The 26,015-nt window shown below is 72.6% G+C and carries 21 protein-coding genes; 10 read left to right on the top strand and 11 right to left on the bottom strand.

What is annotated here, in order from left to right; genetic code table 11:
* Positions 1-8: 8 nt before the first annotated feature.
* On the bottom strand, positions 9-566 hold the full coding sequence (locus tag ACTEI_RS05355) for a PadR family transcriptional regulator (RefSeq protein WP_122976629.1): 558 nt from the start codon (positions 564-566) through the stop codon (positions 9-11).
* A 273-nt stretch (positions 567-839) separates the two neighbouring features.
* Between ACTEI_RS05355 and ACTEI_RS05350 the strand changes: the two genes are divergently transcribed.
* The gene (locus ACTEI_RS05350; protein WP_122981923.1) at positions 840-2,066 is read left to right on the top strand and encodes an FAD-binding protein; all 1,227 of its coding nucleotides are present in this window, start codon (positions 840-842) and stop codon (positions 2,064-2,066) included.
* A complete protein-coding gene (locus ACTEI_RS05345; RefSeq protein WP_239082578.1) occupies positions 2,063-2,737 on the top strand; it encodes a maleylpyruvate isomerase family mycothiol-dependent enzyme in 675 nt (224 codons plus the stop codon). The genes ACTEI_RS05350 and ACTEI_RS05345 overlap by 4 nt, the downstream gene beginning before the upstream one ends.
* Positions 2,738-2,744: 7 nt before the next feature.
* On the opposite strand, the gene ACTEI_RS05340 is transcribed toward ACTEI_RS05345, so the two are convergent.
* On the bottom strand, positions 2,745-3,173 hold the full coding sequence (locus ACTEI_RS05340; RefSeq protein ID WP_122976628.1) for a rhodanese-like domain-containing protein: 429 nt from the start codon (positions 3,171-3,173) through the stop codon (positions 2,745-2,747).
* A gap of 77 nt (positions 3,174-3,250) precedes the next feature.
* Here ACTEI_RS05340 and ftrA point away from each other — a divergent pair, with 77 nt between their 5' ends.
* Complete coding sequence (gene ftrA, locus ACTEI_RS05335) at positions 3,251-4,216, top strand: transcriptional regulator FtrA (RefSeq protein WP_372443286.1); 966 nt, start codon at positions 3,251-3,253, stop codon at positions 4,214-4,216.
* Positions 4,217-4,220: 4 nt separating this feature from the next.
* On the opposite strand, the gene ACTEI_RS05330 is transcribed toward ftrA, so the two are convergent.
* Both ACTEI_RS05330 and ACTEI_RS05325 read right to left on the bottom strand, forming a co-directional pair.
* Positions 4,221-4,805: a hypothetical protein gene (locus ACTEI_RS05330; protein ID WP_122976626.1), complete on the bottom strand. Its 585-nt coding sequence runs from the start codon at positions 4,803-4,805 to the stop codon at positions 4,221-4,223.
* 10 nt (positions 4,806-4,815) lie between these two features.
* Positions 4,816-6,825 (bottom strand): beta-galactosidase, encoded by a 2,010-nt coding sequence (locus ACTEI_RS05325; protein ID WP_122976625.1) that lies wholly within the window; start codon positions 6,823-6,825, stop codon positions 4,816-4,818.
* A gap of 45 nt (positions 6,826-6,870) precedes the next feature.
* On the opposite strand from ACTEI_RS05325, the gene ACTEI_RS36760 reads away from it, so the two are divergent.
* The 3 genes from ACTEI_RS36760 (at position 6,871) to ACTEI_RS38060 (ending at position 10,864) form a co-directional block, all read left to right on the top strand.
* Positions 6,871-9,021: a glycosyl hydrolase family 95 catalytic domain-containing protein gene (locus tag ACTEI_RS36760; protein ID WP_164465851.1), complete on the top strand. Its 2,151-nt coding sequence runs from the start codon at positions 6,871-6,873 to the stop codon at positions 9,019-9,021.
* Between the two features lie 150 nt (positions 9,022-9,171).
* On the top strand, positions 9,172-10,032 hold the full coding sequence (locus tag ACTEI_RS36755) for a peptidoglycan-binding domain-containing protein (RefSeq protein WP_164465850.1): 861 nt from the start codon (positions 9,172-9,174) through the stop codon (positions 10,030-10,032).
* A gap of 49 nt (positions 10,033-10,081) precedes the next feature.
* On the top strand, positions 10,082-10,864 hold the full coding sequence (locus ACTEI_RS38060) for a peptidase inhibitor family I36 protein (protein WP_239082579.1): 783 nt from the start codon (positions 10,082-10,084) through the stop codon (positions 10,862-10,864).
* Between the two features lie 124 nt (positions 10,865-10,988).
* Here the strand turns inward: ACTEI_RS38060 and ACTEI_RS05295 are convergent, their stop codons facing one another.
* The 3 genes from ACTEI_RS05295 to ACTEI_RS05285 all read right to left on the bottom strand — a co-directional run bounded on the left by ACTEI_RS05295 (position 10,989) and on the right by ACTEI_RS05285 (position 14,529).
* Entirely contained in the window at positions 10,989-11,933 is a 945-nt protein-coding gene (locus ACTEI_RS05295; RefSeq protein WP_122976622.1) for a carbohydrate ABC transporter permease, read from the bottom strand.
* Complete coding sequence (locus ACTEI_RS05290; protein ID WP_372443287.1) at positions 11,930-12,856, bottom strand: ABC transporter permease; 927 nt, start codon at positions 12,854-12,856, stop codon at positions 11,930-11,932. The genes ACTEI_RS05295 and ACTEI_RS05290 overlap by 4 nt, the downstream gene beginning before the upstream one ends.
* Before the next feature lie 65 nt (positions 12,857-12,921).
* Positions 12,922-14,529 carry an extracellular solute-binding protein gene (locus ACTEI_RS05285; protein WP_239082580.1) on the bottom strand — a complete coding sequence of 536 codons (1,608 nt, stop codon included), beginning with the start codon at positions 14,527-14,529 and terminating at the stop codon, positions 12,922-12,924.
* A gap of 206 nt (positions 14,530-14,735) precedes the next feature.
* On the opposite strand from ACTEI_RS05285, the gene ACTEI_RS05280 reads away from it, so the two are divergent.
* The 3 genes from ACTEI_RS05280 to ACTEI_RS05270 all read left to right on the top strand — a co-directional run bounded on the left by ACTEI_RS05280 (position 14,736) and on the right by ACTEI_RS05270 (position 19,907).
* The gene (locus tag ACTEI_RS05280; protein ID WP_239082581.1) at positions 14,736-15,914 is read left to right on the top strand and encodes an ROK family protein; all 1,179 of its coding nucleotides are present in this window, start codon (positions 14,736-14,738) and stop codon (positions 15,912-15,914) included.
* Between the two features lie 167 nt (positions 15,915-16,081).
* Positions 16,082-18,892, top strand: coding sequence for a glycoside hydrolase family 3 protein (locus ACTEI_RS05275; RefSeq protein WP_122976618.1), 2,811 nt, complete (start codon positions 16,082-16,084; stop codon positions 18,890-18,892).
* A gap of 385 nt (positions 18,893-19,277) precedes the next feature.
* Entirely contained in the window at positions 19,278-19,907 is a 630-nt protein-coding gene (locus tag ACTEI_RS05270) for a LysE family translocator (protein ID WP_122976617.1), read from the top strand.
* Between the two features lie 359 nt (positions 19,908-20,266).
* Here ACTEI_RS05270 and ACTEI_RS05265 read toward each other — a convergent pair whose 3' ends face one another.
* Positions 20,267-21,988 (bottom strand): cellulase family glycosylhydrolase, encoded by a 1,722-nt coding sequence (locus tag ACTEI_RS05265; protein WP_239082582.1) that lies wholly within the window; start codon positions 21,986-21,988, stop codon positions 20,267-20,269.
* 511 nt (positions 21,989-22,499) lie between these two features.
* On the opposite strand from ACTEI_RS05265, the gene ACTEI_RS05260 reads away from it, so the two are divergent.
* Entirely contained in the window at positions 22,500-23,054 is a 555-nt protein-coding gene (locus tag ACTEI_RS05260; RefSeq protein WP_122976615.1) for a hypothetical protein, read from the top strand.
* A 10-nt stretch (positions 23,055-23,064) separates the two neighbouring features.
* On the opposite strand, the gene ACTEI_RS05255 is transcribed toward ACTEI_RS05260, so the two are convergent.
* From ACTEI_RS05255 to ACTEI_RS05245, 3 genes are read right to left on the bottom strand one after another with little or no spacing between them, the layout of a single operon-like run.
* On the bottom strand, positions 23,065-23,679 hold the full coding sequence (locus ACTEI_RS05255; RefSeq protein WP_122976614.1) for a GNAT family N-acetyltransferase: 615 nt from the start codon (positions 23,677-23,679) through the stop codon (positions 23,065-23,067).
* A gap of 9 nt (positions 23,680-23,688) precedes the next feature.
* Positions 23,689-25,296: an APC family permease gene (locus ACTEI_RS05250; RefSeq protein WP_307837895.1), complete on the bottom strand. Its 1,608-nt coding sequence runs from the start codon at positions 25,294-25,296 to the stop codon at positions 23,689-23,691.
* Positions 25,293-25,934: a GOLPH3/VPS74 family protein gene (locus tag ACTEI_RS05245; protein ID WP_164465849.1), complete on the bottom strand. Its 642-nt coding sequence runs from the start codon at positions 25,932-25,934 to the stop codon at positions 25,293-25,295. The genes ACTEI_RS05250 and ACTEI_RS05245 overlap by 4 nt, the downstream gene beginning before the upstream one ends.
* Positions 25,935-26,015: the final 81 nt, after the last annotated feature.

The following is a 26,015-nucleotide window of genomic DNA, read 5'->3' as shown; positions in this document are numbered from 1 at the left end:
CACACCCGTCATGCCGGGACCGGGTCGGTCGCCCAGGCCAGCTCCGCCGAGCGGATCCGCTCGACCAGCGCCGCGATCCAGGCCAGCTCGGCCGCCACCAGACCGCGCCGGTAGCCGTGCGCCAGGGTGTGCACCTCGGTCATCGTGCCGGGCGGCAGCGCGGCCTGCTCGGCGGCCAGCCGCTCGGCCCGCGCCGACAGCAGCGCGCCGACCCGATCTACCGGCAGGCTGCCCAGGTGGGCCACCGCGAGCGCGAAGTCGACCGAGGCGACCGGGGTGTCGCGCAGCCCGGACTCGACCTTCGCCCGGAAGCCGGCGAGCCCCGCCTCGGTCAGCTCGTACTCCGTGCGCGGTGGCCGGTTGCCGACCTGGCCCGGCTCGCGTGCCTCCACCAGCCCGGCCCGGTGCAGGGACTTGAGCAGGGTGGTTACCGTGCTGCGGGTGGCGGTGAGATGCGCGTGGCGTTCCCGGAGCCGGGTCGCCAGGTCGTAGGCGTGTGCCGGCCGCTCCGCGAGGAGTCCGAGGATCGGGAGCACCAGACTGTTCCGTGAGGCATCCAACGGCATGAGCCCACGTTATGGGCGTATACACCTAGAGACAACCCCATATTGACCCGGATCTCCGGGTACGCGAGGGTTGGCACATGGCGTCCCGCACCGTCGCCCGGCAGATCTAGCGGCTCCGGGGCACGCACGCTCCCCTACGCCGCGCGGGCCGCACCCGGCGACCGCCCGCCGGCCCAGCTCACCGGCCCACTGGCGCGGCGGATCGACGGTGAGCGGTCTCCCGCCCCGGCGCAGCACGTCGGGCATCGATCCCCGAGCCGTAGGGTGGGCGCCGTGCAACCATTGACGAACTGGGCCGGCAACATCACCTTCGGCGCGCGGCGGGTGCTCCGGCCACGCTCCACCGACGAGCTACGCGACCTGGTCGCCGCTGCCACCGAGATGCGTGTGCTCGGCAGTGGACACTCGTTCAACCGGCTCGCCGACACCGGTGGTGACCTGCTGACGCTCGCCGACCTGCCGCGCACCGTCGAGATCGGACCGGACCGGCGCACCGTCCGGGTCGACGGCGGCATCCGCTACGGCGAGCTCGCCGCCCGCCTGCACGCCGAGGGCCTGGCCCTGCACAACATGGCGTCGCTGCCGCACATCTCGGTGGCCGGAGCGGTGGCCACCGCCACCCACGGCTCCGGGGTGCGCCACGGCAACCTGGCCACCGCGGTCCGCGGCATCGAGGTCGTCCGCGCCGACGGCGAGCTGGTCACCCTGACCCGGGGCGACGCGGACTTCCCCGGCGCGGTGACCGCGCTCGGCGCGCTCGGTGTCGTGGTCGCCCTGACCCTGGACGTGCACCCGGCGTTCGAGCTGCGCCAGTACGTCTACGACAACCTGCCCGCCACGTCGGTGCGCGACCACCTGGCCGACATCCTCGCCGACGGCTACAGCGTCAGCCTGTTCACCCGATGGACCGGCAACCACGTCGACATGGTCTGGCTCAAGCGGCTGGAGCCGATGACCGGCGACTACTTCGGCGCCACCCCCGCCGACGGCCCGCGCCACCCGGTCCCCGGGATGCCGGCCGAGAACTGCACGCGGCAGGACGGCGTGCCCGGCCCGTGGCACGAGCGGCTGCCGCACTTCCGGATGGAGTTCACCCCCAGCAGCGGGGCCGAGCTGCAGTCGGAGTGGCACGTGCCGCGGGCGCAGGCGGCAGCCGCGATCGAGGCGGTGGCCGGGCTCCGCGAGCGCGTCGCGGCGGTGCTGCAGATCTGCGAGATCCGCACGATCGCCGCCGACGACCTGTGGCTCTCCCCGAACTACCGGCGGGACAGCCTGGCCCTGCACTTCACCTGGATCGCCGACACCGAGGCGGTGCTGCCGGTGGTCGCCGATCTGGAGCGCGCCCTGGGGCCGCTGGGCGCCCGCCCGCACCTCGGCAAGATCTTCACCACCGCGCCGGCCGACGGCTACCCGCGGCTGGCCGACTTCGCCGCGCTGGCCCGGCGCTTCGACCCGTCCGGCACGTTCCGCAACGAGTTCCTCGATCGGCTGCTCGGGTGAGCGCGGCGCGACCGGTGGACCCGGACCGGACGGTTCTCGACGCGTTCCGTGACGAGGCGGACGCGCTCGGGCACGCCGCCGCCCGGTGGGCCGACTCGGACTGGGCCCGGCCGACCCGGTGCGCGCCGTGGCCGGTCCGGGAACTGTTCGCCCACGTGCACGTCGTTCTGGCCTGGCTGCCCGGGATGCTGGCCGCCCCGGCGCCGGCGGCGCCGGACACCTCCGCGGCCGGCTACTACCGCCCGGACCACCGGTTCGCCCCGGAGACCGACGCCGCCCGGATCCGCCTCGCGCGCGAGCACGCGGCGTCCTTCGCCACGCCCGGCCGGCAGGTACGCGAGTTCCGCACGCTCACCGCCGAGCTGACCGGCCGCTGCGCGGCAGAGCCGGCGGGCCGGGTGGTGCGCACCCGGCACGGTGACGCGATGCTGCTCGACGACTTCCTCACCACCCGGGTGGTCGAGCTGGCGGTGCACGGGCTGGACCTGGCCGACGCGCTGGGCCGGCCGGCCTGGCTCACCCCGGCCGCCGCCGGGGTGGTGCTCCGGCTGCTCTTCGAGCGGCCGGCCGACGAGCTGCCCGGACCGGCGGACCGGCTGCTGCGCCGGGCCACCGGCCGGGAGCCGGGCGGGCCGGCGCCGGCCGGGCTGCGCCCGCTCACCCTCGGCTAGGTGGCGCTCAGCATCCGCAGGCCGCGCCGGCCGGGGCGGTGAGCTCGTCGGCCGGGCGCGACCACTCGCCGTGCTCGCCGCGCACCGGGAACCCTTCGCGCACCCAGTACTCGTATCCGCCGATCATCTCCCGCACGGCGTAGCCCAGCCGGGCGAACTCCAGCGCCGCCCGGGTGGCCCCGTTGCAGCCCGGGCCCCAGCAGTAGGTGACCACCGAGCTGCCGGGCGGGATCAGCCCGGCCGCCCGGGCGGCGATCTGCCCGGTCGGCAGGTGCACGGCGCCCGGCAGATGTCCCTGCCGCCACGCCTCGTCGCTGCGCGAGTCCACCACGACCAGGCCGGGGGTGCCCGCCTCCAGGTCCGCGCGCACGTCGCTGACGTCGGTCTCGAAGGCCAGGCGGCGGGTGAAGTGGGCGATGGCTTCGGTGTTCGTCATACCGCCGATCGTGCCGGGCGCGGGCGGTCCGGCCCAGTGGCGCTGATGCCACGTACCGATAAGATCTCGCCATGCCGATGATCGAGAGGCGCGGCCCGGCGGTCACCGTGCTGGCCTACGACGGGATGTCGGTCTTCGAGCTCGGCATCGTCACCGAGGTGTTCGGCCTGCCCCGCCCGGAGTTCGACCGCCCGTGGTACGACCTGACCATCTGCGCCGAGACCCCCGGGCCGGTCCGGGTGGTCGGCGGCGCCACCCTGCACACCGAGCACGGCCTGGACGTCTTCGCCGCCGCCGGGACGCTGATCGTGCCCGGCGTCGCGGACGTCCGCGCCGACCCGTCCCCGGCCCTGGTGGCGGCGCTGCGCGCGGCGCACGCCCGGGGCGCTCGCGTGATGTCCATCTGCTCGGGCGCGTTCGCGCTGGCCGGGGCCGGCCTGCTGGACGGCCGCCGGGCCACCACGCACTGGCGGTACGCGGAGGCCCTGCGCACCCGCCACCCCCGCGTCCACGTCGACGCGGACGTCCTCTACCTGGACGACGGCGACGTGCTGACCAGCGCGGGCAGCGCCGCCGGCCTGGACCTGTGCCTGCACGTGGTCCGCCGCGACCACGGCCCCTCGATCGCCAACGCGGTGGCCCGCCGGCTGGTGGTGCAGCCGCACCGGGACGGCGGCCAGGCGCAGTTCATCGAGGCGCCGGTGACCGACGATCCGGCCGACGACCGGTTGGCCCGCAGCATGGCGTGGGCGCTGGGCAACCTGGCCACGCCGATCACCGTCGAGGTGCTGGCCCGGCGGGCGCACATGTCGTCGCGCACCTACCTGCGGCACTTCGCCCGGGCCACCGGCACCACCCCGATCCGCTGGCTGATCGACCAGCGGGTGCACGCGAGCCTGGCGCTGCTGGAGACCACCGGCTCGCCGATCGAGGAGGTGGCCGCCGCGGTCGGCTTCGACTCGCCGGTCACCTTCCGGCACCACTTCACCCGGGCGATGCGGACGTCCCCGTCGGCGTACCGCAGGGCGTTCGGCCGCGCGTGACGCACTAGCGCGCGGTGTCCGGGCCCTCGTAGGTCAGGCCGGCGAACAGGGCCGTCCGGCCACTGCGCGGCACGACCGAGGCGGAGAACAGGTACCGCCCGTTCGCCCCGGGCTCGGTCCCGTGGGCGGCGATGACGGCCGGCTCGTCGACATCGCCGCCGATCGCGGCCGGGCACGAGGCGGTGACGTCCGGCGCGGCCTCCGGGGCGATCCGGTCGCGGGCCCAGACCGCCAGCGCCGTGCAGTCACGCGGCGTCGCGGGCGAGACCGACCACAGCACGGTGAACCCGTCGCCGTCGAGCAGCACCGGCTGCCCGTCCCGGTCGGTCCACACCGCGTCGGCCGAGACCCCCTCGATCTCCGGCGCCGGGTCCGGGTCGCCGGCCACCGCCCAGCCGGCCGGGCCACCGCCGGCCAGCACGGCCGCCAGCGCCCGGTCCCGCATCGCGGTCTCCGGCGCCGGCCGGGTCCACGCCCAGGCGGCGAGGGCGAGCACGACGGCGGCCAGGACCCCGAGAGCGACGACGATCGGACGGCGCCGGTGTGGGGCCGGCGCGACAGCGGAGGGGCCGGTGCCGGGATCGGTCATCGCACCAGTGTCACAGGTGCGGACCAGCCGCGGCGGGCCGCCGGTCCGGCGGCTGGAGCGCGACGACCGTCGTACCGCCGGCCGGCACGGTGACCGAGCCGGGCGCGGGGCGCCCGGTGACCGCGTCGGTGCCCGGCCCGGGCAGCGGCACCGGCGCCGGCGCGTCGCCGTGGTTGAAGAGGAACACCAGGTCACCGCGGCGGACCGCGTCGAGGCGGGGCGGCAGTCCGGGCAGCACCGGCAGCACCCCGGCCTCGGCGGCCACCTGGTCCAGCAGCCGGCGCAGGGCGTCGTCGTCCAGGCCGGGCGAGACGTACCAGGCGGCGCCGTCGCCGTACCGGTTGCGGGTGATCGCGGGCGCGCCGGCCAGCACGTCCGCGGCGTACCGGACCACGGTCTCGGCGCCGGCCGTCTCCACCCGCTCGCTCCAGCGGACCCCCCGGTCGCCGTTGTCGAGGGCGATGGTCGTACCGGGGGCGAGCGGCCGCCACTCGACCACCCGGACGCCGAGGAAGTCGCGGAAGGCGCCGGGATATCCGCCGAGGCGGATCCGGCCCGCCGGGTCCGCGATCCCGCTCAGGTGCCCGGCCACCAGGTGGCCGCCGCTCGCGACGAACTCGCGCAGCGCCGCGGCGGCCTCGTCGGACACCAGGTAGAGGTGCGGCAGGACGACCATCCGGTACGCCCGCAGCCGTTCACCGAGGCCGTCCAGCCCCGGGAAGACGAAGTCGGTGGCGATCCCGGCGTGGTACAGCGCCCGGTGGGTCTGCTGCACCGCGGCCGGATAGTCGATGTCCGCGGCCGGCAGCCCGCCGCCCTGCAACGCCCACCACGACGGCGCGTCCCAGCCGATCGCGACCTGTGCGGTGAGCGGCCCGGCCACCTGCCCGTCGAGCGCCTTCAGCGTGCGCCCCAGCCCGACCGCCTCGCGGAACACCGGGCTGTCCGGCCCGGCGTGCGGCACCAGCGCGGAGTGGAACAGCTCGGCGCCACCGCGCGGCTGCCGCCACTGGAAGTACATCGCCCCGCGGGAGCCGCGGGCCAGATAGCTCAGGCTGTGCCGGGTGAGCCGCCCGGGCTCCTTGGCGTGCATCCGCCCGGGTGTGTAGATCAGGTTCGGGGCGGTCTCCATCAGCAGCCACGACCCGCCCTGGCCGGCCGCCCAGCCGCGGGCCAGGTCGGCGCCGAACGCGGTCTCCGCCTCGGCGCCGTCGGTCGTGGCCGGGTAGTGGTCGACCGCCACCACGTCCAGCTCGGCCGCCCAGCGCGCGTGGTCCACGCTGACCCAGCCGCCCTGCACGAAGTTCGTGGTGACCGGGATGTCCGGGGTGGCCGCGCGCAGCAGGTCACGCTGTTCGACGAAGGCGCCCAGCAGCTCGTCGGAGAGGAACCGGCGGAAGTCCAGCACGTGCGCCGGGTTCGGCAGGTACCGCGTGGCGCGCGGGGGCAGGATCTGCGCCCAGTCGGAGTACCGCTGGCTCCAGAACGCGGTGGTCCAGGCGTCGTTGAGCGCGTCCAGGCCGCCGTGCTTGTCGCGCAGCCAGACGCGGAAGGCGGCGGCGGTCAGGTCGCAGCGGCAGTCGGTGCCGTACTCGTTGTGCACGTGCCAGAGCGCCAGGGCGGGGTGCCCGGCGTAACGTCCGGCCAGTGCGGCGGCGATGCGGCGGGCGGCGGCGCGGTAGGCCGGGGCGGAGACGCAGTACGTGTCCCGGCTCCCGTGGCTGAGCCGTACCCCGTCGGCGGTGACCGGCAGCCCCTCCGGGTGGGCGAGGGTGAACCAGGGCGGCGGCGAGGCGGTGGGGGTGGCCAGCGCGACCCGGATCCCGCCCTCGTGCAATCGGTCCATGATCCGGTCGAGCCAGCCGAACTCGAACCGGCCCTCCTCGGGCTCCAGGTGCGACCAGGCGAAGACACCGAGCGAGACGATGGTGACACCGGCCCGGCGCATCAGGGCGACGTCCTGCTCCCAGACCTCCTCCGGCCACTGCTCGGGGTTGTAGTCACCGCCGAAGAACAGCATCGCACCACCTTGACTTTAGTTTGGACTCTGAACAAAGTAGGGCGGGTGACCAGCCACGTCAATCCGTCCTTCCGCTCCCCGACCACGACCACCGACTGGGAGCACGCGCTGATCAGCGGCAACGGCCGGCAGGGCGCGCTGTGCTACGGCTCGCCCGAGGCGCTGCTGTTCACCCTCGCCCACGAGGCGGTCTTCCAGCCGGTCACCGAACCGCTGCCGGCGCCGGCGACCGCCGCCGCGCTGCCGCGCCTGCGGGCGATGCTCGCCGCGGACCGGTTCGCCGAGGCCGCCCACGAGGTCTGCGACCTCGCCGTCGCCGGCGATCCCGGGTACGCCGGGACCCGCTGGGTGGACCCGCTGATCGGCGCCGCCACGCTGACGGTCACCCCGGACCGGCCGGGCCCGGGCTGGTCGCGGGGCACCGACTTCCACACCGGTGTCGTGGTGCAGCGGTGGGACGGGGTGACCTGCGAGGCGTTCGTGTCCCGGCCGGCCGACGCGCTGATCGTCCGGATCACCGGATGCGGCGCGACGGTACGCGTCGCCCCGGTCGCCGGAACGCCGGAGCGGCCGGTCGGCTTCGAACTGGCCGGCGGCGACGACCAGACGGTGCTGACCGCACGGTTCCGGGCGGGATGGCCGGGCGCGCTGGACGGGTACACGGTGGCGTGCCGCTCCTGGCGTACCCCGCAGGGCCTGATCCTCGTCGCCCGCACCGCGCCGGGCCTGTGCTCCCCGGCCGCGGCCCTCGCCGCGCTCCCCGCACCCGGCGCCGGCTTCGAGGCGCTGCTCGCCGCGCACGCCGCGGCGCACGGCGACCTGTTCGGCCGCGCCCGCCTGGACCTGCCGGACAAGCGCACCACGCTGCTCTTCGACGCCGGCCGGTACGCCGTCATCAGCAGCACCGGCACCCGCCCGCCCACCCTGCAGGGGGTCTGGAGCGGCACCTGGTCGCCGCCCTGGCGCAGCGCCTGGACGATCGACGGCAACCTGCAGGCCGCCCTGCTGGCCGTGCACACCACCGGCACCCCGGAGCTGATGCCGCCGCTGTTCGACCTGATCGACGAGCTCCGCGACGACCTGCGCGACAACGCCCGCCGCCTGTACGGCCTGCCCGGCCTCTACGTCCCCGCCCACCTGGGCACGCACGGCCGGCAGAACCACTTCGGCCCCCTCTGGTGCCTGACCTTCTGGACCGCCGGGGCCGCCTGGCTCGGCCGCCTCTACCTGGACCACTGGCAGCACACCGGCGACGAGGCCGTGCTGACCGGCCGGATCCTGCCGTACCTGCGCGAGGTGGCCCAGTTCCACCTGGGGTTCGCCGAGATCACCGGCGGCCGGGCGCGGTTCAGCCCGTCGTACTCGCCGGAGAACCATCCGCGCAACACCGGCTCGCAGGCCACCGTGGACGCGACGCTGGACGTGCAGGCGGTCGGCGACGTGCTGCGCGCCCTGCTGGCGCTGGCGCCGGACGATCCGGACGCGGGCCGCTGGCGGGAGCTGCTCGACGCGCTGCCGGCGTACCGGATCACGCCGGACGGCGAACTGGCCGAATGGCTCGACCCGCGCTTCGACGACAACCACGAGCACCGGCACTGCAGCCACCTCTACCCGTTCTACTACGCGGGCGACCCGGTGATCGAGGCGGATCCGGCGCTGCGCGCCGCGGCGGTGCGGGCGGTGCGGGCCCGGTTGCGGTGGTGGCTGAGCGAGGCGTCCGACGAGATGGGGTACGGCCTGAGCCTGCTCGGCGTGGCCGCCGCCCGGCTCGGGCTGGCCGCCGAGGCGTACGCCGCGCTGTCGCGCATCGCCTCGGCGTACTGGCGGGACAACCTGGTGCCGACCCACAACCGTGACCACATGTTCAACGTGGACCTGGCCGGGGGCTTCCCGGCCCTGGTCGCGGCCATGCTGCTGGCCAGCGGTGACGTCCTGGCCGATGGCGTGGCCCGGCTGCGGCTGCTGCCCGCGCTGCCGCCGCAGTGGCCGGTGGGCGGTGTCCGGGGGCTGATCGCACGCGGGCCGGTACGGGTGGACCTGTCCTGGCGGCCGGAGCGGCTGGAGGTGACGCTGACCTCTCCGGTGCCCCGCCGTGCGGTGGTGGTGTGGCCCGGCGGCTCCGTCCCGGTCACCCTGGCCGCCGGCGTCCCGCACCGCCTGTCGCTGCCCGGCCGCGAGTCAGCGCGTTCGGCGTGAGGCCCCGCCACACCTGACAACACCGGCGTCCGAGCAGGTCAGCGCCCGTCAGATGGATCTGACACGGCGGACGGGGTACCGAACAGCCGGCCCGCTCTCGCAAGGTGATCGCCGTTCCCAGACGGCTTCGACCTTGCGAGGAGATCCACCATGCACCGTTCCTGGCTCACCGCCGGGCTGGCCGCGGTCTGCCTGACCGTCGGCCTCCCGAGCCCGGTGAGCGCGGCGCCCCGGGCACCCGCTCCACCGGTGAGCGGCGCCGCCGCGCCGCCGTCCGTCGACATGGAGGCGACCGTCCTGGCCGCCCAGATCGACCCCCGTCGCGCCGACCACACGCTCACCCCGGGCGCCAAGAGCTCCGTGCTCGCCGTCGAGCAGGCGCTGCAGGCGAAGAACCTGCTGGCCGCGCAGTGGGTCGACGGCTACTTCGGCACCGAGACCATCTCGGCGTACGCGGCCTACCAGCGCTCGCTCGGCTACACCGGGCTGGCGGCCAACGGGCTGCCCGGCACGACGTCGCTGACCAAGCTCGGGCAGAACCGGTACACGGTCGTCAACACCATCGGGCCGGGCGCACGCGTCCAGCGCGACGGGTACGTCGTCGACGCCCGGACCCAGGCGATGCTCGCCGAGGCCGAGCGCCTGCTCGGCTACGCCCTGGTGCTGGACCAGGGCTCCTACAACCCCGGCGGCGACCCGACCTCGGCGGGCACGCACGACGGCGGCGGCGTGGTCGACATCGCGGTCACCGGGATGACCGCGGCCAGGCGCACCGCCGTGGCCCGCGCGCTGCGCCAGGTGGGCTTCGCCGCCTGGGTGCGGGACCCGAGCCAGGGGGACTGGCCGTGGCACATCCACGCCGCGGCGATCAACGACACCGACCTGTCCAGCCCGGCCCAGCACCAGGTCGGTGACTACTACCTGGGCCTGAACGGCCTGGCCAACCGGGCCCCGGACGACGGTCCGCGGATCCCGATCCAGACCTGGGAGCAGTACCAGCGCGGGCGCTGACCCGCCCCATCCATCCACGTCAGTCAGTCATGTCCACCGAGAGGACACCATGAACATCCGTAAGAGTCTTGCCGTCGCCGGCGTCGCGCTGGCCGCGATCACCTCCGTCCTGAGCGGCGCCTCGCCGGCCTCGGCGGCGTCCCGCGACGGGGTCTGCGACAGCGGCGAGTTCTGCTACTACTACAACAGCGACAACGAGGGCTCCATCTCGGACTTCACCGAGTCGATCGACGACTACGGCACCACCCAGCCGTCCTGCTACGAGTTCAAGGGCGCGGGCAACGGCAAGGGCCTGTGCGTGAAGAACAACGCCGCGTCGGTGTGGAACCGCACCGGCAAGACCGTGGTGGTCTACTACAACAGCAACTACGCCGGGGCCACCCAGTCGTTCGCCTCCGGGGCGAAGGGCAACCTCAACGCCACGCTGAAGAACAACAACGCCTCGCACCAGATCGGCGGCTCCACCAGCGGCACGTACCCGGCCGACCCGCGCGCGTCCGAGGCGATCGCCTTCGCCAAGGCGCGGCTCGGGCACACCGACTGGAACAACGAGTGCGAGCTGTTCGTCGAGCGGGCGTTCGGCACCAGCGGCCGGTTCGCCACGGCGCGCGCGCACTACGACTGGCAGAAGGCCAACGGTCGCATCCACACCGGCTCGGTGCCGCCGGCCGGGTCGGCGGTGTTCTTCACGTCCACCACGTCCGCCGGGCACGTCATGCTCTCCATCGGCGGCAACAGCGCCATCAGCACCGGACCGACCGTCTACCAGACCAGCACGTTCCGGGACCGGTCGGACTACCTGGGCTGGGCGTACGTGCCGGGCGGCTGGTGACCCGGCGCGGCGCCGGCCCGGACGGCCGGTGACCTGACGCGCTGCCGGCCCGGACCGGAGTGTCGCTGGAACCCGGGCGATGGCCCGGGCGTGGCAGCCGCCACGCCCGGGCCATCCGGCCGCGTCAGCCCTTCACCGCGCCGACGATCACGCCCTTGGTGAAGTGCCGCTGGACGAACGGGTAGACGATCAGCGCGGGGACCACGGTGACCACCACGACCGCCATCTTGATGGCCAGGTTCGGCGGGGCGGTGTACCCGATCCCCGGCAGGTGCACCACCGCGCCCGCGCCGGCGTTCGTCGGGACCTGCCCGGCCAGGATGAACTGCTGGAGCACGCGCTGCACCGGCTGCAGGTCGTTGCGGTCGATGTAGAGGACCGCGTTGAAGAACGTGTTCCAGTAGCCGACCGCGTAGAACAGGCCGACGACCGCGGTGACCGCCCGGGAGAGCGGCAGCACGATCCGCAGCAGGATCCGCCACTCGCCGGCGCCGTCGATGCGGGCGCTGTCCAGCAGCTCGGCCGGGATGCTCATGAAGAACGCCCGCAGCACCACCAGGTTGAACGCGCTCACCGCCGCGGGCAGCACCAGCGCCAGCAGATTGTCCTTCAGGCCCAGCCCGGTGACCACCAGGTAGCTCGGGATCATGCCGGGGTAGATCAGGAAGGTGAGCAGGAAGTAGAAGAGGATCGGTCGGTGACCGAGGCTGCCGGTGCGGGACAGCCCGTAGGCGGCCAGCACGGTGACGGACAGGCTCAGCGCCGTGCCGATCACCGTGACCAGCGTGCTCACCAGCACGGCGTCGGTGACCTGCCCACCCGAGAAGATCACCACGTACGCGGAGGCGTTGAACTCACGCGGCAGGAAGACGTAGCCGCCGGCCCGGTTGATGGTCTCGGTCGAGGAGAGGCTGGTGACCACCACGACCCAGAGCGGCACCAGCACGGCCAGCACGACCAGGGTGAGGATCGTGCCCTTGCCGAGCCGGCCGAGCACGGACGGCTTCTCCTCCCAGGCCGGGCGCAGTTCCCCGCGCCGGGGCTTGAGGCTTTCAGCGGCGGTGGTCATGACTTCGAGTAGATCCCTTGCTCGCCGAGGCGGTGGGCGACCTTGTTGGCGCCCAGGATGAGCAGCAGCCCGACCAGGGCCTTGAACAGCCCCGCGGCGGCGCCGACGCCCCACTGCTGGACCCCGATGCCCTGGTAGTAGACGTACGTGTCGAGCACCTCGGCGGCATCCCGGCCGACCGCCTCGCGTTGCAGGTAGAACTGCTCGAAGCCGACGTTGAGCGCGTCGCCCAGGCGCAGGATCAGCAGCAGCACGATGACCGGGCGCAGTCCGGGCAGGGTGATGTGCCACAGGCGCCGCCAGCGCCCGGCGCCGTCGGCGGCGGCCGCCTCGTAGAGGCTCGGGTCGATCGCGGCCAGCGCGGCCAAGAAGACGATCATGCCCCAGCCGGCGTCCTTCCACAGCGCCTGCGAGGTGATCAGGAAGTAGAAGGTGTCCGGGTCGGTCATGAAGTCCGGCGCCGTGAAGCCGGCGTCACGGGCCGTCTGGGCGACCAATCCGGCGCCGCCGAGCATCATCTGGAACAGCGAGACCACCAGTACCCAGCTGAAGAAGTGCGGCAGGTAGACGACGCTCTGCACGAACGACCGGATGCGCGGCGACAGGATGCTGTTGAGCAGCATCGCCAGCATGATCGGGATCGGGAAGTAGAAGACCAGCTGGAACGCGGTGATGCCGAGGGTGTTGCGGACCGACTCCCAGAACGCCGGGGTCTCGAACAGGTACTGGAAGTTGCCGAACCCGATCCACTCGCTGGACAGGAACGCCTGCAGCGGGCTGTCCCCGGCGAACGGGTTGTAGTCCTGGAACGCGATGACGTTGCCCAGCGCCGGCAGGTAGTGGAACACCGCCAGCAGCAGCATCGCGGGCACGCACATCAGGATCAGCGGCCAGTCCCGGCGCAGCCGGGCCCCGAACGACATCTTCCGGACGGCGTGCACGGCGGGGGCCGCCGGCTCGACGGCCCCCTCCACGATCGGTGAGCTGCTCATCGGCCGTTGTCTGCCAGGACCTTGGCGTAGAAGTCCCGGGCCTTGTCGCCGCCGGCCGCCCGCCACTCCTTGACCACCTTGTCGAAGTCGGTCAGCGGGCGCCGGCCGCGCAGGATGTCGGTGACCTTGTCGTCGGTGGGCTGCTGGATGGCCGCCTGTTCGGAGGGCACCTCCACCTTGATGCCCGCCCACGGATCCTTCTCCAGGTACTTGGTGGCGTCGTTGCCCCAGCCCACCACGTCCTGGGCGTAGTGCGGCAGGTCCGGGTCGCTGACCACCACGGCGGGCCGGCCGCCGAGGAAGATGAACTGGTTGGCGAACTCCTTGGTGAAGACGTCGTTGGTCTTCGGGGCGCCGTTGGCGTCGCGGGTGAAATGGGTGCCCTCGACGCCGTAGTTCTGCAGCTCGTACTCCTTGCTGCCGAACGGCGCGGCGGTGTGGTTGAGCACCCGCAGCAGCTCCTCGGTCCGGTCCTTGCCGAGCCCCTTCCTGACGAAGGTCCACATGATCGACGGGGTACCGGCCCAGCGCACCGGGGGCGTGTCCGGGTCCGCGCCGAAGACCTTGACGGCCTGCATGTTGAAGCCCTTGCCCTGCCGGGTCATCTCGCGCTGGGTCTCCTTCCAGCTGCCCAGCCCGGTCCCGTACGAGAAGATCTTGCCGCCCTTGAACAGCGTGGTGACGTCGCCGCCCTTGCTGCTGGCCAGGTCCGGGTGGATCAGCTTCTCCCGGTAGACGCGGGCCATCCACTCCAGGGCGCGCTTGTACTGGTCGGTCTCGTAGCGGTGCACGACCTTGCCGTCGGCGCCCCTGGTCCAGCCGTTCTGCGATCCGGGCGCGCCGCAGATCTGCAGCACCTCGAGGAAGATGTCGCCGAAGGCCCACTCGCCCCGGTCCGGGTTCGTCATCGTCCTGCCGAACTCGTAGAGCGTGTCCAGCGACGTGGGGGCGGCGACCCCGCGCTGCTCGGCGACGTCCTGGCGGATGTAGAGCGCGGTCGGGTACGGCGTGTCGGTGGGGAACGGGACGCCCATCAGCCTGCCGCCCCAGACCGAATCCTTCCAGGCCGCCGTGTCCAGCCCGGCCAGCAGCGGGTACGCGCTCGCCTTGTCCCCGGCCAGATACGGCGTCAGGTCCTCGAAGAGCACGTGCACGCCGTCCGAGAAGCGCGCCAGCTTCTGGATCTCCCAACCCGGGATGCAGGTGAGCTCGGGGACGTCGCGCGCGCCGAGCATGGTGTTGAGCTTGTCGCCGTAGGTGTTGCCGTCCTGGACGCTGAAGGTGATCGTGCCGCCCATGTCCGCGCCGACCGCCTGGACGTACCTGTTGTCGGCCGGCGGCGCCGGGCCCCACCACGGCGTCACGGCGGTGACCGGCTTGCCGCTGGTGATCGCCTTCTCGGTGACCGCGTCGACCAGGCTCGTCGGATATTTCACGTAGCCGTCGGCCATCGGGCGCACGCCCTTGATGTCCGGCGGGAGAAGGGTGGAGTCCTTGAACGTCGGCACGACCCCGGCGGCCTGCTCGGCGTTGGTGGCCGAACCGGTGGAGCCGGGCTTCTTGCTGCAACCGAGAGCCAGGGAAGCCGCGCCCAGGCCGGCCAACCCCAGGAAACTACGCCTGCTAGTAGACGCGCCCACGGCGCACCCGCCTTCCTATATGACTTTAGTTTGTCTAGGCTCTAAACTAAGTGCATCGAAGACAAGCTAACTGACGTGACGCACCCCGACAAGACGGAGTTGGGAGCGCGCCCAGACAGTGATGCGGCAGGATGAACCACGGAACCGGCCGGCCGAGAGCGGAGCTTGACGTGACCACCACACGGGCCGAACCCCAGCCGGCCGACTTCGCCGACGTGCGCACCACCAACCTGGCGGTGGTGCTGCGGCACCTGCGCACGCACGGCCCGAGCTCGCGGGCCGCGATCGCCGCGTCCACCGGACTGACCAAGGCCACCGTCTCCAGCCTCACCGGCGACCTGATCGGGCACCGGCTGCTGCGCGAGACCGGGCTGAGCGGCAACCGGATCGGGCGGCCGGCCACCGTGCTCGCGCTGGACGGCTCGGCGTACGCGTCGATCGGCATCCAGGTCGGTCCGGACCGCCTCACCGCGCTGGCCGTCGACTACTCCGGCGACCAGCTGCTGCTCTGGCACCGCGCCGTCGACCGGGCCGCGCGCAACGCCAGCGCGATCACCGCGCTGGCCCAGCGCGCCGCCGGCCGGGTCCGGCAGCAGGGCCGGCACGTCCTCGGCCTGACCGTGGCGGTGCCCGGCCTGGTCGAGGAGAACGGCACGGTCCGGCTCTCCCCCGCGCTCGGCTGGTCCGGCCTCGACCTGCGCGCGCAGGTCGCCGGCTCGCTGCGGAGCGGCGACCTGGCGGTCTCGGTGGCCAACCACGCCGCGCTGGCCGCGGTCGCCGAGCACCGGCACGGCGGCCACCCGGAGGCCACCCTGGCGTACGTGTCCGGCGCCGCCGGCCTGGAGGCCGGCCTGATCGTGGACGGCCGGCCGCTGCGCGGCGGCCGGGGCTACACCGGCCAGCTCGGGCGCTTCACGCTCGGCCCGGCCGGAACCCCGAGCCTGCAGGACAACGCCGGTATCGAACCGCTGGTCCGACGCGCGCTGCCCGATTTCGATCCGGAGGCTCTGGCCGACCTCGGCCCGGCCGTGGAGCAGGTGGCCGTGCGCGCCCGGGCCGGTGACCCTGGCGTGCTGGCCGCCCTCAGGCACACCGGCAGCTACCTCGGTCAGGGCATGGCCCTGCTGGTGAACCTGCTCAGCCCCGAGGTGATCGTGTTGGGGGATCATTTCGCCACGCTCGCCGAGTGGCTGATCCCGGCCGCCGAGGCGGAGCTGAACCGGCACACGTCGATTCGCGGCACCCGGATCACCGCTTCCGGACTCGGCCTGCATGCGGCCGCTCTGGGCGGCGCAGTGTCCCACCTTGATCAGGTTGACACGGGCCGGATCCCGCGGCCGCTCGGCTAGTCCATCGACAGCGAAACATGTCGGCTGCACCTTGACCTAGCTGCGACCAGGGTGCGAGCCTCATGGAACTCCGTCCGAAACATTCGCGAAACCACTCGCGTGGCATCTTCCGTCCGTTTGTCGAAGCGCTTCGACAAACGGGCTCGGCCCCGAAGGAACACGTTGTGATGACCGAATTCCCCTCTCGCGTCGTCTTTCGCGACCCGCAGCAGAAACTCGCCGCGCGCGTGGCCGACCTGCTCAGCCGCCTCACCCCGGCCGAGAAGATCGCTCTGCTGCACCAGCACCAGGCGCCCGTGCCCGCGCTCGGCATGGCCGCCTTCCGGACCGGCACCGAAGCCCTGCACGGCGTCGCCTGGCTCGGCACCGCCACCGCCTTCCCCCAGGCGATCGGCCTCGCCAGCAGCTGGGACCCGGATCTGCTGCGCCGTGTCGGCGCGGCGGTCGGCGCCGAGGTGCGCGCCATGCACCACGCCGACGCCAGGGTCGGCCTCAACGTCTGGGCGCCGGTGGTGAACCCGCTGCGCGACCCGCGGTGGGGCCGCAACGAGGAGGGCTACTCCGAGGACCCGTGGCTGACCGGCCAGCTGAGCACCGCGTACGCCACGGGCCTGCGCGGCGACCACCCGAAGTGGCTGCGCACCGCCCCGACCCTGAAACACTTCCTGGCCTACAACAACGAGACCGACCGCTGCGTGACCTCCAGCAACGTGCCACCCCGGGTGCTGCACGAGTACGAGCTGCCGGCGTTCCGCCCGGCCATCGCGGCCGGCGCCGCGGTCGCCGTGATGGCCTCCTACAACCTGGTCAACGGACGCCCCACCCACCTCAGCCCACTGATCAACGAGGTGCTGCGCGGCTGGGCCGAGGACGACGTGATGGTCGTCGGCGATGCCATGGCCGTCCACAACATCGCCGGTGACCAGCGCTGGGCGGACGACCACGTGACCGGGTTCGCGGCCGCGCTGCGAGCCGGCGTCGACTGCGTCACCGAGGACGGCGACGACCCCGCGCCGACCATCGCCCGGCTCACCTCGGCGCTGGAACGCGGGCTGATCACCGAGTCCGACGTGGACGCGGCGGTGCGGCACATCCTGTCGGTGCGCATCCGGCTCGGCGAGTTCGACCCGCAGGAGGACCCGTACCGGGCGACCGGGCCCGAGGTGATCGACTGCCCGGCGCACCGGGAGCTGGCCCGGGAGGCCGCGCGCGCCTCGATCGTGCTGCTCAGCAACGACGGCACGCTGCCGCTGGACGAGTCCGCGCCGGGGCGGATCGCGGTGATCGGGCCGCTCGGCGACGCGGTCTTCGAGGACTGGTACAGCGGGACCCCGCCGTACCGGAAGACCCTGCGGGCCGGCATCACCGCCCGCGCCGGCGACGTGGTCTTCCACGAGGGCGTCGACCGGGTGCTGCTGCGCTGCGGCGCCGGCACGCTGGTCGCCGACGGCGGCCCGCTCCGGGTCGCCACCGTCTCCGGTACGCCCGAACAGGCGCTCTTCGACATCCTGGACTGGGGTCAGGAGACCATCTCGCTGCGCGCCGTGGCCAACGGCCGGTTCGTCGGGCTCAGCGACGGCCTGCTGCTCAACGACCAGCCCGGCCCGAACGGCTGGGAGGTCAAGGAGACGTTCGCGTTCGTCCCGGCCGGCGACGGGGTCGCGCTGCGCCACCTGCAGACCGCCCGGTTCCTGCAGGCCGGCCCGGACGCGGTGGTGCGCCCGGCCGCCGAGCGGCTCGACGAGGCCACCGTGTTCAGCGTCGACGTGCTGGTCGACGGGGTGACGGCGGCCGCCTCCGTCGCGGCGGACGCCGACCTGGTGGTGCTGGCGCTCGGCAACCACCCGATGGTCTGCGGACGGGAGACCATCGACCGGCGCGACCTCGACCTGCCCGGCACCCAGGACCAGCTGCTGCGGGCGGTGCGAGCCGCCAACCCGCGTACGGTGCTCGTGCTGACCAGCAGCTATCCGTACGCGATCGGCTGGGCCCGGGACCACCTGCCGGCCGTGCTCTGGTCCGCGCACGGCGGCCAGGAGCACGGCGCGGCCCTGGCCGACGTGCTGTTCGGCGCGGAGCCGGCGGGCCGGCTCACGCAGACCTGGTACGCCGACGACAGCGAGCTGCCGGACCTGCTCGACTACGACATCATCGCGACCGACGCGACCTACCTGTATTACCGCGGCACCCCGCTGTTCCCGTTCGGGCACGGGCTCAGCTACACCCGTTTCGAGTACGCCGACCTGCGCCTGAGCGCGGACACCGTGGACGCCGACGGCGCCGTCACGGTCAGCGTCGAGGTGACCAACACCGGCGACCGGCCCGGCGACGAGGTGGTGCAGCTCTACACCCGCCAGCAGCACTCCCGGGTCAAGCAGCCGCTGCGCCGGTTGCGCGACTACCGGCGGGTGCGGCTCGCGCCCGGCGGGCGTACCCGTGTCTCGTTTGCGCTGAACGCCGCCGACCTGGCGTTCTGGGACGTCACCCGGTCCCGCTGGGTGGTCGAACGGGCCGCGCACACCATCGCGGTCGGCGGCTCCGGTCTCGCCCTCAAGCTCTCCGCGACGCTGCGCGTGCGCGGCGAGCAGATCCCCCCGCGCGCGGCCCGCCGCGGGCTGCGGTTGATCGACAATGACGCGTACGCCGGCACCGTCCCCACCGCGATCGATACCGACCCGGGCGAGGCCCTGCACAGCGTCACACCCGGCGCCTGGGCGGTCTTCGACGGCGTGGATCTCGACGGCGGCCTGCAACAGATCTCGGCCACCGCAGCCTCCTCCGGCGACGGCGGCGCGCTCACCGTACGCCTGGGCGACCCGGTCACCGGGCCGGTCCTGGCGACGCTTGCGGCCCCGGCCGCCCCCGGTCGCGCGGTCCTGCCGACACACGCCCGGATCGCCCCGGTCGGCGGGGTCCATGACGTCTTCGTGGTGTTCGACCGGCCCGGCATCACCCTCGCCGCCCTGTCCTTCTCCTGACCCTGCCCTGCTCCCGGCCGTCTCGTGCTCCCGACCGCCTCCTGCTCCCGGCCCCGCCCTGCTCCCGGCCCTCCCCTGCTCCCGACGCGTCTCCTGCGGACATCGGACTGCGCCCGGCCGTTCGCTGGCTCCTGAGACCCACCCACACAACCGCCTGCTTCCGGGCCGTCTCCTCCGGACACCCCGCCTACTCCCGACCGTCTTGTTCTGACCCCGCCGCCTGCTCCGTCCCGCTGCCTGCTCCGGGGCTCCCGCCTGTCCGGGCGCCGGCCGGTGGCTGTGGACGAGTTGTCCACAGCCAGGAGAAAGGCATGCCGCGATGCCGGGGGGCCTGGCAGAGTCGCGGGCAGACAGGCAGTCAGGCAGACCGACGAGGAGGCGCAGGATGACGACCGCGGGGCAGGTGGCGGCTTTCGCCGGAGTCATCGCGCTGGCGGCGGCTTCACCCGGGCCGGATTTCGCGGTGGTGGTGCGCCGGTCCGTGGTGGCCGGTCGCCGGCACGGCGTGGTGGCCGGGCTGGGCGTGGCGACCGGGGTCTTCGTCTGGTCGGTGGCGGCCGCGATGGGGGTCGCCGCCGTTCTGCGGGCCTCCGCCGTGGCCTTCACGGTCGTCAGACTCGTCGGCGCGGCCTATCTTCTCTGGCTCGGCGTCAGCGCCCTGCTGGCTGCCCGTCGCGGCGGCGGGGCCACCGGGATCCCCACGGAGGGCGGCACCCGCGCCCGCCTCGGCGTCTCGTTCCGCGACGGCGTCCTGTGCAACATCCTGAACCCCAAGTGCGGCGTCTTCTTCATGGCCGTGCTGCCACAGTTCGTCCCGATGGACGGCCACCCCACCGACGTCCTGCTCCTGTCCTCGGTCGCCGTCGCGGTCACCGTCGCCTGGTTCACCGTGGTGGCCACCCTGGTCGCCGCCCTGCGCCGCGCTCTGGCTCGCCCCCGGGTCCGGCGCGCCCTGGACGCCCTGACCGGCGCGGTCCTGGTCAGCCTCGGCCTCCGCCTGGCCGCCACCGGCTGAGCCGCACGGCCACGGGGCCGCCCACACCCACGCACGCCACCGCCCGCACCCCGCACGCCACCGCCCGCACCGGCGCGCAGAACCACCCGCACACGCCACCACCCGCACACGCCACCACCCGCACACGCCACCACCCGCACACGCCACCACCCGCACACGCCACCACCCGCACACGCCACCACCCGCACACGCCACCACCCGCGCACGCCACCGCCCGCACACGCACCCGCGACCGCCCGCACCGACGCGCGGAACCGCCGGATGGCGGCGCCCCCGTGGAGAGCCGCCGCCATCCAGCAGTCTGCCCAGCCGTGGCGTTCCGCCGGCCCCGACGGTCGGCCACGGCTGGGGGTCGAGGGTCAGCCGGCGGCGCCGGTGACCGTGGTCCCGGTGCGGGTCACGTGGTAGGTGACGCTGGCGCCGCTCCAGAAGATGAAGGTCAGGGTGACCGGGGCGGCGTCGGTGACCTCGGCGAAGAAGTCCGAGGTCAACCTGATCACGCCGGCCGTGTAGTCCGGGGCGAAGGTCCGGTCGTACTCCTTGTAGGCGGTCCAGTTCTGCGGGCCGGCGTAGGAGCCGTCGGCGTATGTGGCGGTCATCGTGGCGAGCCGGTCGCCGTTGAACGCCGTCGGGATGGCGAACGAGCCGGTGTCGCCGGTCGCGGCGGTCAGCACCGGGGTGTCGTAGCTGAGCACGTCGAGCCGCCACGGGACGCCGCGCGTGAAGCGTACCGAGAGGGTGCTCCGCACGCCGTACGTCCGGTCCTTGAGCAGACGCCGCAGCAACTTCGCGGTGAGCGTGAGCTGATCGCCGGACAGGGTGTAGTCGCTGCCGCGCCGCAGCGCGGCGCGGCCGAGGTACAGGCCGGCGAAACCGGTGCCGTTCGGGTTGAGGGTGATCGTGCGGGCGGTGACCGGCGCCGAGCGGGCGGTGAAGAGCAGATCGCTGTCCGCGGTGCCGGAACGGGTCCGCCAGCTCGACCGGATCTGCCCGTAGAGCTCCGGGTCACGCCAGGTCAGCCCGGTACGGTCGAAGTGCTGGCCGTTGTCCCAGAGCATCGTGGTGACCCGGTTGACCCGCGCCTGGTGGCCGAACAGCTCGAAGAACTTGAGCTTCTCGCCCTGCTCGATGGTGCCGGTGCTGCGGTCGAAGCCGAGCAGGCCGTACTCGCCGACGACGACCGGGATGCCGCGCGCGACGAAGGTGTCGTGCACGCGCTGGAACATGCCGAGCAGGTCCTGCTGCGCGGTCGCGTCGAAGCGGTACCCGCCGGCGATGTTCACGCTGAACGGCCAGTAGCCGTAGTAGTGCACGGTGGCGATCACGTTGCGGTCGCCGAGCGCGGTGATCGTGCCGGCCAGCTGGTCGAGGTACACCTGGTCGGCCGACGTGTGCAGGGTGGGCAGCACCAGCAGGCGCTCGGTGTTGCCGCCGCCGGAGCCGCGCACGATGCTGTGGAACGACGTGTTCAGCTCGGCGAGCAGTGCCGCGTCGTCCCCGCCGGCGGCGAACTGCGGCTCGTTGACGCTCTCGAAGAGCAGCCGGGGCGAGGCGTCCCGGAAGGCGGCCGCGATCTGCGTCCAGATCGCGTTGTACCGGGCCAGCACGGTGTCGTGGTCGGCCGGCATCGTGTTGATCCACTGCCACGAGTCGTGATGGATGTTGATCATCACGTGGAAGCCGTCGTCGAGCGCCCAGGCGACCACCTCCCGCAGGCGGGCCAGCGCCGCGGCATCGATCGGGTGACCGGGTGCGGCGCCCAGGTGCTGGCTCCACGTGACCGGGATCCGGATGCTGCGGAAGCCCTGGGCGCGGATGCCGGCGAGCAGCTCCGGGGTGACCCGCGGGTTGCCCCAGGAGGTCTCGTCGGCGCCGGTGGCGTCGAACGTGTTGCCCAGGTTCCAGCCGGGCTGCATGGCGGCGACGGCCGCGGCCACGTCGGGTGGCGCGGTGTGCGCGGGGACCGTCGCGCTCCGGGGCACGGCGTGCGCGGGGACCGTCGCGCTCCGGGGCGCGGCGTGCGCGCCGGTCGGGACGGCCAGGCCGGCGCCGACCATCAACAGGGCTAAGAGGCTTCGCAACCTACCGGGCATGACGCTCCTTCACCAGGACGTGGCCTCGGCAGATTATGTTCGGACACTAAACTATGTCAATCGGTTGACATGGATGCGGGCCATCCGGGGGCGGGGGGACGTACGCCTCACCGAGATGGCCCGCGGTGCCCGGCCGCACCGGTCCCGCTCCGTCGTCGAAGGGACCCGCCATGTCGCACTCAGGCGAACACTCCGTGTTCAGCGCACGGAGTCCAGTACTCGGTGCATTCCGCAAAAAGGCCGACTCGCGGAATCCTGAACCTTTCCCGGGACCAATTCCAGCGGGGTTCGAGCGGGTTCGATACGGCTTGCCACCTGCTACTACGCAACTTGCGCACAGTTCCTCTAACGGCACCCTCCTTTCTGGAAAGTGGCACACCCAATTCCCCGGAACACATTGTCCCGGGACGATTGCCGTACGTACTCTGTTGGTCAACCATCATCGATCAAGTCGAGTGCGATGAACGGGCGGCTTTACCGGGCCCGTGGGGGAGCAGCCATGCTTGTCAAGATCGTCGACCAGATCCCTGACGATGAGATGCACAAGGCCGCCTGGGAGCTCTACGAGGGAGCCTTCAAGGACCTACGGGCGCTGGCCGTCCAGCGGCACCTGATGTACCGGTCGGAGTTCGACGAGGTCATGCGTGATCCGCGGGTCGACAAGTACCTCTGCCTCGATGACGGTGGCCGGCTCTGCGGGCTGTCCACCTTCACCAACGATCTCTCCGCGGTACCGCTGATCGCCCCCGAGTACTTCGAGCGCCGTTGGCCGGATCTCTACCACCAGAGGAAGATCTACTACGTCGGGTTCGCCGCCGTCGGGACGGACGCCCGGGACACCCGGGCATTCGCGGAACTGGTGGAGGCCATGCACCGCACCGCCTCGGACCGGAACGGGATGATCGCGATCGACTACTGCCGCTACAACGACGACGAGCGCAATTTCGGCCGGGTCGTGCGGCTGATGCTGCGCCGACTGTCCGGTGGCGCGCTGCGGGCCGAGTGCATGGACCAGCAGTCGTTCTGGATCTACGAGTTCCCGGCGGCCGCCTAGCTTCGACGTCTCAGGCCATGGGCGCCCTCCACATCGCCCACAGCGGCGGGCCGTCGGGGAGCTGGATCACGGACCGGACCTGGTATCCGTGCCGGAGGTAGAGATCGCGGTTACGTGGATCGTTCGCCTCCAGGTAGGCCGGCAGCCCGGCCCGGTCCAGCCGGGCGTGATGGCGATCCAGCAGCGCGCTGCCGATGCCCTCGTTCTGCCGGGTCGGGCGTACCGCGAGAAACGCCAAATAGTGGTGGGGCTCCAGCGGGTGCTGCGCGTCGAGCGCCGCATCCAGCTGCTGCACCCGGTCGAACGCGGTCTCGGTGACCTCCTTGATCCGGCGCTCGTAGTCGATCGGCGGCGGGATCATCGAGGTCAGCGGGAACCAGAGCGCCACCCCGCACATCCGGCCGTCGTCGGCGTCCGCGGTGCTGTACACCTCGCCGTACTGCAGGGCGTACTCCACGAAGATCTCGAAGTAGCGGGGCGAGGTGCGCCGGCGCATCACCGGGTCGGGGTGCAGCCAGCGGGCGACCGGGCCGTCCCACATCGCCTCGGCCACGAGGTCGGTGATCTCCTCGGTGTCGAACGGCGACACGTGCCGGATCACGAGTTCCTGGATGGCGTACGTCATCGGGCTTCCCTAATTGGTCGAGGTCGGATAGTGGCTCTGCAGGGCCATCGCGTGCGAGTGCGGCATCGGCGGCTCCAGGTAGTCCGGGACCAGCCGGTTGTCCACACCGCGGCCGATCGCCGCGTACACGTCCGGGCGGGAGTACCGCACGATGGCGGCCCAGAGGGCGCCGAGCACGGCGAGCACCGCGTACCCCGCGGAGAACGCCCAGTTGAAGATGGAGTCGTCGGCCAGCCCGAGGATGTCGCCAAGGCCCACCACGGTGGCGAACAGGATGACGCTGAGCAGGAAGAACGCGACGATCGGGGCGACCTTGCTGCGCCACACGTTCTCCCGGTGCGGGTGCCGCAGGAAGAACGCGATGACCGCGGCCGACGTGGCCCACATCAGGATCAGCACGCCGAGCCCGCCCACCGAGGTGAGGTAGCCGAAGAGCTGGACCAGCGGGTCGGCGCCGGCTGCCGAGTACCCGAGGATCACCCCGAGCGACAGCACGCTCTGGGTGATCGAGCCGACCACCGGCGCGCCGGTCCGCGGATGCGTGTACCCCCACCGGCTGGGCAGGATCCGCTCCCGGCCCAGCGCGAACTGGTAGCGGGAGACCGCCGCGTGGAAGGCCAGCAGGGCGGCGAAGATACTGGTCATGAAGAGCAGATAGCCCATCGTGATCATGATGTCCGGCACGTGTGGGCTGACCAGGGTGAAGACCAGGTCGGTTTCCTCCCGCCGGGCGTCGGCCACGATCCGGGTCGTCCCCGCGCCGACCGACATCGCCCAGGCGGACAGCGCGCACATCAGACCGGCGAGCAGCACCGCGAGGTGGGTGGCCCGGGTGATCGTCTTCTTCGGGTCCTTGGCCTCCTCGGAGAGCACGACGGTCGCCTCGAAACCGGTGAACCCGCCGATGGCCAGCACCATCATCGCGACGACCTCGGGGGTCATCAGCTGGCTCGGGTTCAGGGTGGCGACGCTGACCGAGCCCTCGGCCGGGTTGGCCACCATCACCAGGTCGTAGATCAGCACGACGGCGATCTCGGCGATCAGCAGGACCCCGAGGACCTTGCCGCTCAGGTCCACCCACAGCATGCCGAGGACCGCGACGATCGCCCAGGCCACCAGGGCACAGGCGACCCAGGAGGCGTTCAGGCCGACCGCGGCGAGGACGTTCGACGACACCACGCCGAACAGGCCGAAGAGCCCGGCCTGCATCATCGAGTACGCCGCGAGGGCCACCAGCGCCCCGGCGATGCCCAGCTCCCGGCCCAGCCCGTGACTGATGTACGAGTAGAACGCGCCGGAGTTCACGATGTGCCGGCTCATCGCCACGAAGCCGACCGTGAAGATCGACAGGATGGCGGCGACCACCACGTACACCAGCGGGAGCGCGGTGTTGCCGACGACCGCGTAGATGGTCGAGATGGCGCCGATGATCACGGTGAGCGGCGCCGCGCCGGCCACCCCGAAGAAGACCACCGACGGTACGCCGAGCCGGTTGCTGGCCAGGGTCTGGCTGATGATGTCCCCCGGCCCCGCCGGCCGCGAGTGCAGGTCGGTCAGCATCGTCCCGGCCCAGCGGTCGGCGTTGTGGCGGCGGCGCTGATGGCGTCCGCGGCTCACCGCCGGCCCACCGTCAGCGCCGACCCGACCGAGGCCTCGGTGGCCTCGACGAGCTCACGGAGATCGTTGGGGAGCGAGGCGATCATGCCGGGCAGGGCGTGGTAGATGTGCGGGTACATCTCGAAGCCGTACATGACGTGCCGGGTGAGTCCGGTGGCGACCACGATGCCGACGAGCATCCGGTCGGCGGCGTTCAGCTCCATCCCGCGGACCAGCATGTTGGCGATCCGGGTGGAGGCCCAGGCGGCGGCGTTGCGCTGGCGGGCGGTGTTCGGCATGTAGAGCGTCTGGGCGCCGCCGAGCATCCGGCGCCGGGTGACCGCCTCGACGGCGCCCACCCGGATCAGGCGCTCGGCCACCCGCAGCGCCGAGTCCTGCGCGAGGAAGGCGAGCCAGGTGCGTACGTCGCGGTGCTGCGACTGGGCGCAGAGAAGATCGAGAATGTCGTGTGCGAGAGCGTCACGCGGCGGGCGCTGATCGATGATGAAAAGGTCCCCGTCGCTGACACCGATCCGGCCCTCCAGCACGAGCTCGGACAGCAGCGCTGCGGCCAACCCGAGGCCGGTCGCACGGGGATGCAGCCTGGACCGTCCGGTGCGGTCCTCGTGTGCGATCAGGTAGTACTGGTCAGCCAACACTTGCGCCACGCCCCTTAGACGCCAGTTCCAATGATCATTTCGCCTATGTAGCAAACAAGACAGAACTCGATGTCCGCAGCA

It is taken from the genome of Actinoplanes teichomyceticus ATCC 31121 (genome assembly GCF_003711105.1).
Lineage (GTDB): Bacteria > Actinomycetota > Actinomycetes > Mycobacteriales > Micromonosporaceae > Actinoplanes > Actinoplanes teichomyceticus.
This window is presented reverse-complemented; position numbering and strand designations above follow the sequence as displayed.